The sequence below is a fragment of the Thioclava sp. F42-5 genome (genome assembly GCF_002213195.1).
In the GTDB taxonomy this organism is placed as follows: Bacteria; Pseudomonadota; Alphaproteobacteria; order Rhodobacterales; family Rhodobacteraceae; genus Thioclava; species Thioclava nitratireducens.
The window spans coordinates 206830-218855 of record NZ_NBNZ01000006.1 but is presented as its reverse complement, the minus strand read 5'-3'; the positions used below and the strand labels follow the sequence as shown (position 1 = coordinate 218855).

General features: G+C 65.3%; 11 protein-coding genes. 8 read left to right on the top strand and 3 right to left on the bottom strand.

Translation table 11 applies throughout. The features are described 5' to 3' along the window. The first annotated feature begins 67 nt into the window (after positions 1 to 67). On the top strand, positions 68 to 1069 hold the full coding sequence (locus tag B6V74_RS15915) for a Fe(3+) ABC transporter substrate-binding protein (protein WP_240497127.1): 1002 nt from the start codon (positions 68 to 70) through the stop codon (positions 1067 to 1069). 83 nt (positions 1070 to 1152) lie between these two features. Here the strand turns inward: B6V74_RS15915 and B6V74_RS15910 are convergent, their stop codons facing one another. Beyond that, on the bottom strand, positions 1153 to 1869 hold the full coding sequence (locus B6V74_RS15910) for a hypothetical protein (protein WP_088723360.1): 717 nt from the start codon (positions 1867 to 1869) through the stop codon (positions 1153 to 1155). A 252-nt stretch (positions 1870 to 2121) separates the two neighbouring features. On the opposite strand from B6V74_RS15910, the gene B6V74_RS15905 reads away from it, so the two are divergent. Then, positions 2122 to 3057 (top strand): nucleoside hydrolase, encoded by a 936-nt coding sequence (locus B6V74_RS15905; RefSeq protein ID WP_088723359.1) that lies wholly within the window; start codon positions 2122 to 2124, stop codon positions 3055 to 3057. A gap of 175 nt (positions 3058 to 3232) precedes the next feature. Here the strand turns inward: B6V74_RS15905 and B6V74_RS15900 are convergent, their stop codons facing one another. Beyond that, on the bottom strand, positions 3233 to 3838 hold the full coding sequence (locus B6V74_RS15900) for a peptidylprolyl isomerase (RefSeq protein ID WP_075775000.1): 606 nt from the start codon (positions 3836 to 3838) through the stop codon (positions 3233 to 3235). Continuing rightward, positions 3831 to 4337 (bottom strand): peptidylprolyl isomerase, encoded by a 507-nt coding sequence (locus tag B6V74_RS15895; RefSeq protein ID WP_075775001.1) that lies wholly within the window; start codon positions 4335 to 4337, stop codon positions 3831 to 3833. Before B6V74_RS15895 ends, B6V74_RS15900 begins: the two co-directional genes overlap by 8 nt. Before the next feature lie 180 nt (positions 4338 to 4517). Here B6V74_RS15895 and B6V74_RS15890 point away from each other — a divergent pair, with 180 nt between their 5' ends. The 6 genes from B6V74_RS15890 (at position 4518) to B6V74_RS15865 (ending at position 11994) form a co-directional block, all read left to right on the top strand. Further along, positions 4518 to 5714: a phosphoglycerate kinase gene (locus B6V74_RS15890; protein ID WP_088723358.1), complete on the top strand. Its 1197-nt coding sequence runs from the start codon at positions 4518 to 4520 to the stop codon at positions 5712 to 5714. A 235-nt stretch (positions 5715 to 5949) separates the two neighbouring features. Continuing rightward, positions 5950 to 6843 carry a fructose bisphosphate aldolase gene (locus B6V74_RS15885; RefSeq protein WP_088718484.1) on the top strand — a complete coding sequence of 298 codons (894 nt, stop codon included), beginning with the start codon at positions 5950 to 5952 and terminating at the stop codon, positions 6841 to 6843. Between the two features lie 645 nt (positions 6844 to 7488). After that, positions 7489 to 7857 (top strand): response regulator, encoded by a 369-nt coding sequence (locus B6V74_RS15880; RefSeq protein ID WP_088718483.1) that lies wholly within the window; start codon positions 7489 to 7491, stop codon positions 7855 to 7857. Continuing rightward, positions 7854 to 9788, top strand: a complete 1935-nt coding sequence (locus tag B6V74_RS15875) for a chemotaxis protein CheA (protein ID WP_088723357.1) — start codon at positions 7854 to 7856, stop codon at positions 9786 to 9788. Before B6V74_RS15880 ends, B6V74_RS15875 begins: the two co-directional genes overlap by 4 nt. Next, a complete protein-coding gene (locus B6V74_RS15870; protein WP_075775006.1) occupies positions 9785 to 10321 on the top strand; it encodes a chemotaxis protein CheW in 537 nt (178 codons plus the stop codon). Before B6V74_RS15875 ends, B6V74_RS15870 begins: the two co-directional genes overlap by 4 nt. Further along, positions 10321 to 11994: a methyl-accepting chemotaxis protein gene (locus B6V74_RS15865; protein ID WP_088723356.1), complete on the top strand. Its 1674-nt coding sequence runs from the start codon at positions 10321 to 10323 to the stop codon at positions 11992 to 11994. Before B6V74_RS15870 ends, B6V74_RS15865 begins: the two co-directional genes overlap by 1 nt. Positions 11995 to 12026 lie beyond the last annotated feature (32 nt).

Genomic DNA, 12026 nt, shown 5'->3' with positions numbered 1-12026 from the left:
TCAGGCATTGACGCCTTCGTGAACCGCCGTTACCTCTTCGCTCACGAAAACGCGAATGGAGACTTCAATGACCCGGACCCTCGCCCTCGCCCTGATGGGCACGGCCCTCGCCACGCCGACGCTTGCGGATGTGAACATCTACTCCCACCGCCAGCCCGAACTGATCCAGCCCGTGCTCGACGCTTTCACCGAAGAGACCGGGATCGCGGTGAACATCGCCTATGTCGAGAAAGGCATGGTCGAGCGCCTCAAAGCCGAGGGCGACCGCTCCCCCGCCGACCTGGTGCTGACCGTCGACATCGCGCGGCTGAGCGAAGTGGTGAATGCCGACGTGACGCAGGCGGTCGAGGCCCCGGCGCTGCAAGACGCGATCCCGGCCGAATTCCGCGATCCGGAGAACCACTGGTTCGGCCTGACCTCGCGGGCGCGCATCGTCTATGCCTCGAAAGAGCGCGTGGCCGATGGCGAGGTGACGACCTATGAAGACCTCGCCTCCGAGAAATGGAAGGGCCGCATCTGCACCCGCTCCTTCACCTCGGATTACAACGTCGCGCTGACCTCCGCCTATCTCGCCCATCACGGCGAAGAGGCGACCAAGGAATGGCTCGAAGGGCTGAAAGCGAACCTCGCCAAGACGCCCGAGGGCAATGACCGCAGCCAGGTGAAATCGATCTGGGCGGGCGAATGCGACATTTCGCTGGGCAATACCTATTACATGGGCCAGATGCTCGCCGATCCCGAGCAGGCGCAATGGGCCAATTCCGTGCGCATCACCTTCCCGGTCTTCGAGGAAGGCGGTACCCATATGAACGTCTCGGGCATGGCGATGACCAAATCCGCGCCAAACCGCGACGACGCGCTCAAGCTGATGGAATTCCTCGTCTCCGATGAAGCGCAGGAAATCTACGCCCAGACCAACCACGAATTCCCGATCAAGCCGGGCGTTGCGCGGTCCGAGCTGGTGCAAAGCTGGGGCGAGTTCACGCCCGACACGCTGGACCTCGCGAAGCTGGCGGAACTGCGCCCGACCGCGCTGAAGCTGATCGACGAGGTCGATCTCGACGGCTGATCGCAAGCGTGCCTCCGAAAAGAGAAAGCGGCGTCCAGAAGGCGCCGCTTTTTTCATTCTCGCAAAGGAGCGAACCGAACCGTTTACTGGGCGGCGATCTGCAACGCTTCGTCGGGGCCGATGCGCACGCCGTCGATGGCAGCCATCTGCTCCAGATCCTGCTCGTAGCGGCGCTGCAGCGAGACCCGGTCGAGCGCGTCGAACTCCGCAATCGGCGTGCCCTGCGGCTGATGCTCGTGGAACCGCGCCAGACGGCGTTTCTGCTTCGGCCCGATCACGACGCCCGAATGATGCAGACGCTGCATCATCGCAATCACCGTATCGGAATGGTTGGGTTCGGCATCGGGCGCGGGCTCGAGCGACGCGCCCGGCACCAGCGCCGCCAGCGCCTCGCCGATCTGCGAGCCATGCGGCAAGACGATGATCTCGCGGGGATCGAGCCCCGCCTTCAGATCACGCACCACGTCGACCCAGCGACGCGGGCGCGCCATCAGGCGCGGCGTCAGCTCGGCGAAGGGCTTGAGCGGGCGGCGGGCGGCGAGGTCACGCCAGAGCGCCGGGTAATAGTCTTCGTAGCTCGGCGCGTAGAGCACCACGCGACCGACCGTCCCGGCCAGCGCTGCGCGAAACCGCTCGGCCCGTTCCTGGGCTCGGGCGAAGAGGTGATAGAGCCCCGCCGCCGCATCGCCGATCAATTGCGAATCAAGATGGACACGGCCACTGGCTGCTGCACCGATCACGGCCTGCCCATAGCCTGCGCGGGCCAGAGCGTCCTGTCCGCAGCCAAGCGTGCGGGCCATCCTGCCACTCATCCCCCCCGAAGCGGGCGCTGCAATGAAAACGTGATGCTGGTTCATGTCTGGGTGTCCTTCCCTGCAGCAATTTGTCTAAAGACCGAATGTGGCCAAATGTGGCCGGTGGCTGGAAAGCTTCGGGGCGAACACACGCATAGGTATTGTTGATTTGGTGCGCCTCACCGTCATCCACCCCCATATCTGGACATCGCCGCGCCACCGCGCCAAGGTCGCGCAGAACCCACGAAGGAGGCGAGCATGGCGCGCAAGATCATCATCGACACCGATCCCGGACAGGATGACGCGGTGGCGATCCTGCTGGCTCTGGCCAGCCCCGAGTTGGAAGTCCTGGGCATCACCTGCGTCGCTGGAAACGTGCCGCTGCCGCTGACATCCAAGAACGCGCGCGTGGTGTGCGAACTTGCCGGACGCACGGATGTGCCGGTCTATGCGGGCTGCGACCGGCCGCTCGCGCGCGAACTGGTCACGGCGGAATATGTCCACGGCAAGACCGGGCTCGACGGGATCGAACTGCCCGCGCCTCAGATGCCGCTGCAGGACCAGCACGCGGTCGACTTCCTGATCGAGACCCTGCGCGACCATCCCGCCGGCAGCGTGACGCTCTGCCCGCTGGGCCCGCTCACCAATATCGCGACCGCCTTGCGCCGCGCCCCCGATATCGCCGAGAAGATCGCCGAGATCGTGCTGATGGGCGGCGCCTATTTCGAGGTGGGCAACACCACGCCCGCCGCCGAGTTCAACATTCATGTCGACCCGCAGGCCGCCGAGATAGTGTTCACATCCGGCGTGCCTCTGGTGGTGATGCCGCTCGACGTGACGCATAAGGCGCTCACCACCCGCGCCCGCGTCGAGGCGTTCCGCAATCTCGGCACCCGCGTCGGCCATGCGGTCGCCAGCTGGACCGATTTCTTCGAGCGCTTCGACATGGCGAAATACGGCTCCGAGGGCGCGCCGCTGCACGATCCCTGCGTGATCGCCTATCTGCTCAAGCCCGACCTGTTCACGGGGCGGCATATCAATGTCGAGATCGAGACGACGTCGGAGCTGACCATGGGCATGACCGTCGCCGATTGGTGGCGCGTGACCGACCGGGCGCCGAATGCGATGTTCATGGGCGATCTGGACGCGGAAGGGTTCTACACGCTCCTGACCGAGCGCATCGCGCGGCTGTGACAGCTGGGGGGGGTGCTGCCCCCGCGCTGACGGCCCTTCGCTTGCGCTTCGGGCGTTCGCCGGGGCGCCTTCCACTGGAAGGCCGCTGATCCCGCCTCACCCCCCGGGATATTTGGGCCAAGCCGAAAGTGACTGCCTGCGCATGAGAAAGGGGGCCGAAGCCCCCTTGCCCGTCTTACTTGTCTTCCACCGTCGCCTTGACGATGTAATCGGGATCCTCGACCACGCCGTTGCGCGCCGCGTCGCCCTTCTTGATCTTGTCGACCACATCCATGCCGCTCACGACATGACCCACGACGGTATATTGACCGTCGAGATGGGGCGCGGGGGCGAACATGATGAAGAACTGCGAATTTGCCGAGTTCGGATCGGCGGAGCGGGCCATGCCCACGATGCCCCGCTGGAAGGAGATGTTCGAGAATTCCGCCGGAAGGTCGGGCAGATCGGAGCCGCCCATCCCGGCCATCGAGGTATCTCCGCCCTTCTTGCCGAATTGCACATCGCCCGTCTGGGCCATGAAGCCGTCGATCACGCGGTGGAAGACGACATCGTCGTATTTGCCTTCCTTGGCGAGCTTCATCAGGCGCTCGGCGGCTTTCGGGGCCTTGTCGGTGAGCAGGTCGATCACGACCTTGCCTTCGGTCTGACCGCCGATCTGCAGCACGAGCTTCGGCCCGCCGGTATCCGGCACGCCAGAGCTGTCTTGCGCGAAGGCGGCGGGCGCCGAGACGACGAGACTCGCGGCGGCGGCGAGGACGGTGCGGCGCAGGATATTACGCATCGGCGGCCACCTTCACCGAGATCATCCGGTCGGGGTTCGCCGGCGGCTCGCCGCGCGCGATCTTGTCGACATGCTCCATCCCCGAAATCACGCGGCCATAGACCGTGTATTGACCGTTCAGGAAGTGGTTGTCCTTGAAGTTGATGAAGAACTGCGAATTGGCCGAGTTCGGGTTCTGCGAGCGCGCAGCGCCCAGCGTCCCGCGATCATGCGGCAGCTTCGAGAATTCCGCCGGAAGGTCGGGATATTGCGACCCGCCCGTGCCCGCACGGCCCGGATTGTAGTCCTTTTCCATATTGGCGTTCGCGACATCGCCGGTCTGGGCCATGAAGCCCTCGATCACGCGGTGGAAGGCCACGTTGTCATAGGCGCCGTCACGGGCGAGTTGCTTCATGCGCTCGGCATGTTTCGGGGCGACGTCGCTGAGCAGCTCGATCACGACCGGCCCGTCCTTGAGCTCGATGATGATCGTGTTCTCGGGATCCTTGATATCGGCCATTGGGTCCTCCGTTGAAATTTGGGCCGACCATAGGAGCGAGGCCCTTGCGCGGCAAGGACAAAGCGCCGCAGTTCGGTCCGCCGTGTTGACGCGACCCATCGCCGCAGGCAAGAAGAACGCAAGCCGCGGGAGCGGGCCACATTCGCGATGGCCCCCTGCGCAGATTGGGAGAGTGATATCATGGCTTGGAAAACCCTCGACGAGGTCGATCTGGACGGCAAGGTCGTGCTGGTGCGCGTGGATATCAACGTGCCCGTGGAGAACGGAAAAGTGACCGACGCGACGCGGATCGAGAAGATCGTGCCGACCGTGCAGGACATCATGTCGAAGGGCGGCAAGCCGGTGCTGCTGGCGCATTTCGGGCGCCCCAAGGGGCAGGTCGTGCCGGAGATGAGCCTCGAGCCGCTGGTGCCCGCGCTGGAGAAGGCGTTCGGCTTTCCGGTGAAATTCGCAAAGGACTGCATCGGCGGCCCCGCGAAGGAAGCCGTGGGCGCGCTGCAGAAGGGCGAGGTTCTGCTGCTGGAGAACACCCGTTTCCACGCCGGCGAAGAGAAGAACGACCCCATGCTGGCCGCCGAGATGGGCGCGCTTGGCGAGGTCTATGTCAACGACGCCTTCTCGGCCGCGCACCGGGCGCACGCATCGACCGAAGGCATCGCGAAGATCCTGCCTGCCGCGGCCGGTCGCCTGATGGAGGCCGAGCTGAAAGCCCTCGAGGCGGCGCTTGGCGATCCCGAGCGTCCGGTGACGGCAGTCGTGGGCGGGGCGAAGGTCTCGACCAAGCTCGACCTGCTCGGCAATCTGGTGGCGAAGGTCGATCACCTGATCATCGGCGGCGGCATGGCGAACACCTTCCTCGTGGCGCAAGGCATCGACGTCGGCAAATCGCTGGCCGAGCGCGACATGGCCGACACGGCGAAGGAGATCATGGAGAAGGCCAAGGCTGCGGGCTGCAAGATCCACCTGCCCGTCGACGTGGTCGTGGCGCGCGAGTTCAAGGCGGGGGCCGAGAACGAGACCGTGGCCAATGACGCCTGCCCCGCGGATGCGATGATCCTCGATGCCGGACCGAAATCGGTCGAGGAAATCAGTAAGGTATTCGAGAACTCGCGCACGCTGATCTGGAACGGCCCGCTCGGCGCCTTCGAGATCGCACCCTTCGATGCGGCGACCAATGCGGCGGCGGCGACGGCGGCCGAGCTGACGCGCGAGGAGAAGCTGATCTCGGTCGCGGGCGGCGGCGACACGGTGGCCGCGCTCAACAAGGCCGGTGCGGCGAAGGATTTCTCCTATATCTCTACCGCTGGCGGTGCCTTCCTCGAATGGATGGAAGGCAAGGTCCTGCCCGGCGTGGCGGCGCTCGACCAGCAAAGCTGAGCCGCGCGCCCTGAAAACGGGCGGGAGACAGGAAAGAGCAAACGGATCGGGCCGGGGCTGCGAAAGCACCCCGGCCTTGTCTTTTCGCGCAGCGTTTCAAGGCGCGCGAGGGCGGGGCCGGCGAGGACACGCCAAAATGCGCGCCGTTTCGATATGTTAGCGTCACCAGCGTTGCATCGCCCCGGCGCGGAAACTATCCCTTCAGACGACCCTATATCCCGCAGGAGGAATTCCCATGTCCAACGCCAAGCAGACCGAGCAGATGCGCGAGGGCAACGGCTTCATCGCGGCCCTCGACCAGTCGGGCGGCTCCACCCCCAAGGCGCTGCGGCTCTACGGCATCGAGGAAGATGCCTATAACAGCGAAGACGAGATGTTCGACCTGATCCACCAGATGCGCTCGCGGATCATCAAATCCCCCGCCTTCACCGGCGAGAAAGTGGTGGGCGCGATCCTGTTCGAGCAGACGATGGATCGTGACATCGACGGCACCCCCACCGCCACCTATCTTTGGGAAAAGCGCGGCGTGGTGCCGTTCCTGAAGATCGACAAGGGCCTCGAGGCCGAGGAGCACGGCGTGCAGCTGATGAAGCCGATCCCGAACCTCGACGCTCTGCTGGAGCGTGCCGTGAAGGCGGGCATCTTCGGCACCAAGGAGCGCTCGGTGATCTCCGCGGCCAATGTCGGTGGCATTAAGGCGATCGTCGATCAGCAGTTCGAGCTCGGGATGCAGGTGCTCAGCCACGGACTCGTGCCGATCCTCGAGCCGGAAGTGACGATCTCGATCTCCGACAAGGACGAGGCCGAGCAGATGCTGCTGGCCGAGATCCTGAGCCATCTCGACGCAGTGCCCGAGGGCAAGCAGGTGATGCTGAAGCTCTCGCTGCCGACCGAGCCGAACCGCTACAAGCCGCTGGTCGACCACCCGAAGGTGCTGAAGGTCGTGGCGCTCTCGGGCGGCTATTCGCGCGACGAGGCGAACGAGAAGCTGGCCAAGAACACCGGCATGATCGCGTCCTTCTCGCGCGCGCTGACCGAGGGCCTCTCGGCCCAGCAGTCGGACGAGGAATTCAACGCGATGCTGGAAGATGCGATCACCTCGATCCATGCGGCGTCTGTGGCCGGGTAAGATCGGTTACCGATCAGGGGGCGCTGCCCGATTCATAGCTGCCGGTTGGACACCTCCGACGCCGTGTCGGAATGGAGGCAACGGCATGCGCATACCCGCTGCCGCGCCGATGGGATCGGTGGGCAGACGATGAACGCTGAGAGGGCGCGGAACCTACCGCGCCCTCTTTTTCTTCCTACCAGACCTAAGGCGCGGCAGCCCCTTTTCATTCTCGGCGAGCCTCCATGCGAAGCCCGCGCAAAGCGGGTCTGTCGTGTCTCTTGCGGCGCGTTCGCCTTGGGGTTCGCACCGGTGAAACAGCGCAGGGCGCTGGCGTGGTCGCCGCCGCCACGCATATCCACTCCCCTTGCACCGCGATTCCGCGCGGTTTCGTTTCTCCGATCGAGACGGCGGCAAATTCAGCGGCGTTTTTAGGGAAGCCTTAAGGCGGCGTTGCTATGCCTCGTGTGACCGCTTTGTTCCCGGCCCAAGAAACACGAGGTCTCGTTCATGCAACCGACTCCCGATGCCTCCGGCTCGACGTTACGGGGCTGGCGCCTCCGCAACTTCCCCGATTGCGCCGCGATCTCGGTCGCGAGGCTCCGGTCATCTCTTTCCGCGCGCGCTTTCCGAGACGCCTTCGAATTCCGACTGAGGTTTCAATAGATGACACGCAGTATTCTGGTGGTCGACGACTCCCTGTCGGTCCGACAAATGATCGCCACGACCTTGAAGAGCGCTGGCTACGACGTGGCCACTGCGGTGGACGGGCAGGACGCGCTGGACATCAGCCGGACCCGTAGCTTCGATGCGGTCATCACGGACCAGAACATGCCCCGGCTCGACGGGCTGGGGTTCTGCCAGGCATTCCGGGCACGACCCGCCAACCTCGGCGTGCCGATCGTCTTCCTGTCGACCGAAACCGCAGCCGCGATCAAGGACAAGGCCCGCGCGGCGGGAGCCATCGGCTGGATGGTGAAGCCGTTCGACCAGCAGAAACTCCTTTCGGTAATCGGCAAGGTGGTGGGGACATGATGGACGAAGACTCTCTCGACACCTTCCGCGCGGAGGCCGAGAGCCTCGTGGAAAGCCTGGAGCAGCAGTTGCTGGCCTTGCAGGACGCCCCGGGGGACCGTGCGCTGATCGACGGGGTTTTCCGCGATCTGCATACCCTCAAGGGATCCGGCGCGATGTTCGGGCGCACCGACATCGCCGGTTTCCTGCATGACTTCGAGACGGCATTCGTTGCTGTACGTGAGGGGACGGTGCCGGTGGACGAAGACCTGATCACGATCAGTCTCGCGGCACGCGATCACGTTGCCGGCCTGCTATCCGGGGCTGCGCGCGATGACGGCAACGCCATCCTCAAGCGGCTCGCCGACCATCTCACCTCCGACGCTCCGCCGGGCGCGCCCGGCAGGCACCTGCGTTTTTTCCTGCCACCGGACACGCCAACGCTGGGCGGCCGACCAGAACTGGTACTGGAGGAATTGCAATGCCTTGGCGCGGCGCAGATCCTTGCCTTGACCGACGAGATTCCGCCCCTCGATGCGCTGGACCCGCTGCAGCTCTACCTCGGATGGGAGGCGTGGATCGCCTCAACCGCGACCGAGGACGATATCCGCGGCGTCTTCCTGTTCCACGAGAACGGCCTCCGCCTCGAACTCGAGTCGTCGGAGCCGGCGGGCCCCCTGCCCCCGCAACGCGCGAGCCAGGAATCTGCGGCTCCGGAACAGGAACCCGCAACCGATCCGGCGCCGGCCCGGCCCGCGGAGGGGGCTAGCCGCGGCTCCGGTGCGCTCATGCGGGTGCCGGCCGAGCGCCTCAACGACATGATGGACCGTGTCGGGGAACTGGTGATCGCAGAGGCCCGGCTGATCGAACTGGCCTCACAGTCCGGCGACCCCGGGCTGATCGCGGTGGCCGAAGACATTCAGCGCCTGACCACGGCGATGCGCGACACGACGATGTCGATCCGCATGACCCCGATCGGCGCGATCACGGGACGCTTCCGCCGGCTGGTCCATGATCTGACCGGCAGTCTGGGGAAGTCGCTCACTTTCACGGTCGAGGGCGAGGAGACCGAGCTGGACAAGACCGTTGTCGAGCGGTTGACGGACCCGCTCATGCATATCATCCGCAACGCCGCCGACCACGGCCTGGAGGATGCGGCGACCCGGCGCGCGATGGGTAAGCCCGAGACCGGAGAAATCCGGCTGAAGGCCCGCTACTCCGGGGCCGAGGTGCTGATCTCGCTTGGCGACGACGGACGCGGTCTCGACCGTGCCGCGATCCGCGACCGGGCCGTGGAGCGCGGGCTGATCGCCGAAACCGCCGAGCTGAGCGACGACGCGCTCTTCCAACTCATCTTCGTCCCGGGCTTCTCGACAGCGGCCACGGTGACTGAGTTGTCGGGGCGCGGAGTCGGCATGGACGTGGTGCGGCGCACGATCGAGGCGCTGCGCGGGACGCTCGAGGTCACGAGCGAACCCGGCCACGGCACGACGGTTACCCTGCGCCTGCCGCTGACCCTCGCCATCGTCGACGGTCTGCTGATCGAGGTGGCGAACGAACGTTTCGTGATCCCGCTGGCCGCAGTCGATGAAATCGTCGAGCTTCCCGCCGAGATGGCCATGCCCGACAGCGGCAACGCATTTCTCGACATTCGCGACAGCCTGGTGCCCTTCCTGCGCCTGCGCCATCTGCTGGACAGCCCCGGCGCACCCGGCCCGCATCAGAAGGTGATCGTCGTGACCAGCAGCGATGGCCGCGTCGGACTGGTGGTGGACCGCATCATCGGCACCAATCAGACCGTCATCAAGCAGCTCTCGCCGCTGCATGCCGGGCTCAAGGCATTCTCCGGCGCGACGATCCTGGGCGATGGCGCGGTGGCGCTGATCCTCGACGTCCCGCAACTGGTCGCGCGCGGCCATAGCGAGGCCGAAACCGGTCAGGAGGCGGCATGACCCTGAACAGCGACCCCCGCGCGCTCGACGGTGATCTCGTCACCTTTCACCTCGCCGGTGAAACACTGGCGGTCCCGACAGCGCAGCTACGCGAGGTACTCGAACCGGGCGCCATGACCCGCGTGCCCGGTGCGCCCGATTTCGTCGCCGGGTTGATCAACGTTCGCGGCGCCGTGGTGCCGCTCGCCGACCTGCGGGTTCCGCTGAGAATGCCGCGCGCCACCGGGGGGATCGCGGCCCGTGTTCTGGTCCTCGATCTCGATCTCGAAGACCAGCGCAGCATTGTCGGCATCCTCGCCGACAGCGTGCATGAGGTCACGCGCATCCCGCCCGAATCCATCGAACGCATACCTCCGGTCGGCAGCCGCTGGCCGCCCCGCTACGTCGCCGCCGTCGGACGCTGGTCCGGCCGCTTCGTCACGATACCCGACCTGTCGACGATCTTCGGCGATTTTCTCATCGGGCGAACCGCCCAACCAGAAAGGCCCGGCGCAACGTCCGCGGGGTCCACACCGCAACCGGAGCATGCCTGATGCGATTTACCTTGAAACTCAAACTGGCCGCCACATTCATTCTTCTGATTGCCCTCGCTGGCACTGGCCTCGCATTCGCGATCCGCGATCTCGGACGCCTCAACGATCGTTTGGGCGAGCTGGTCAACAACTCCGCGCGCAGGATCGAATTGTCCCAGCAACTGAATGCTGAGCAGTTGCGCATCCAGCGCAACGTGCGGGAATATCTGCTGAGCGAACGCGCTTCCATGCGGACCGAATTGCGCAGCGAACTCGCAGCCGGGCGAAAGGCCCATGACGCGTTGGTCACCGACCTGCTTGCCCTGGCAACACCCGAGGGAAAGGCGGAAATCGCCACCTATACCGACATCAACGCCAAGCTGCGCGACATCAACAATCGCGCGATGGTCATGGCCGACAACGACGGGGCTTTGTCGGGCTACCGGCTCGTGTCGAGCGATGGACAAGCCCAGTGGACCGAAATGCAGACAAGCCTCGACGCAATTCTGGCTTCCAACCATGCCATCATGGCCGAGGCGATCCGGAACACCGATGCGCTCTACGCCAAAGCGCGACAGACCGTGATCGGGTTGATGATCGCCGCCGTGGTGCTCGGCGCCCTGACAGCCACGTGGATCGTGATGACGATCTCGCGCGGGCTGAATCGCTCGATCGAACTGGCGCGCCGCGTCTCGGACGGCGATCTGACGCAAACGGCCACGTTGCGCGGCAACGACGAGGTGACCGATCTGCTGCGCGCGCAGAACATCATGGTCGAGAAGCTGCGCGACATCGTCGGCGAAGTTACCGGCGGTGCCAGCAACGTCGCCTCGGGCGCCGGCGAGATGGCGAGCACGTCAGAACAACTCAGCCAGGGCGCGACCGAGCAGGCCTCTTCGACCGAGGAAGCGTCGAGCTCGATGGAGCAGATGACCGCCAGCATCAAGCAGACGGCCGAGAACGCGTCCGAAACCGAGGGCATGGCCAAGAAATCGGCCGAGGACGCCCGGGCTTCGGGCTTGGCGGTGTCGCGCGCCGTAACTGCGATGCAGACCATTGCCGAGCGCATCATGGTGGTGCAGGAAATTGCGCGCCAGACCGACCTCCTGGCTCTCAACGCGGCGGTCGAAGCCGCGCGCGCAGGTGAACATGGCCGAGGCTTCGCCGTGGTCGCTTCCGAGGTGCGTAAGCTGGCGGAGCGCAGCCAAACCGCGGCCGGGGAGATCAGCGGACTGTCTTCGGACACGGTCAAGGCTGCCGAGGATGCCGGCCGGATGCTCGACGGTCTGGTCCCCGACATTGAACGCACCGCCGAACTGGTCAGCCAGATCAGCGGCGCCAGTCAGGAACTGGCCACCGGCGCCACACAGGTGAATCTGGCGATCCAGCAGCTGGACAAGGTCACCCAGGAAAACACTTCGGCGTCCGAGCAGTTGTCGTCGACCGCCGAAGAGCTGTCGGCTCAGGCCGAGACGCTGCGCGCGACGATGTCGCTGTTCCGGCTGGCTGACGGGATGGCCGCTCCCGCTGGGCACGCGGCGTCGTCCACGTCCACCGGCCGCAAACCGCAACGACGGGCATCGGCCGCGCAGCCCAAATCGCCACCCAAGTCCGGTGGTTTCGATTTCGACATGACCGTCAGCGAGGACGAGCTGGATGCTCAGTTCACCCGGGCCGGCCGCAACGCTGCATGATCAGACACAAGTCCCACAGCAAGGATGCGAAG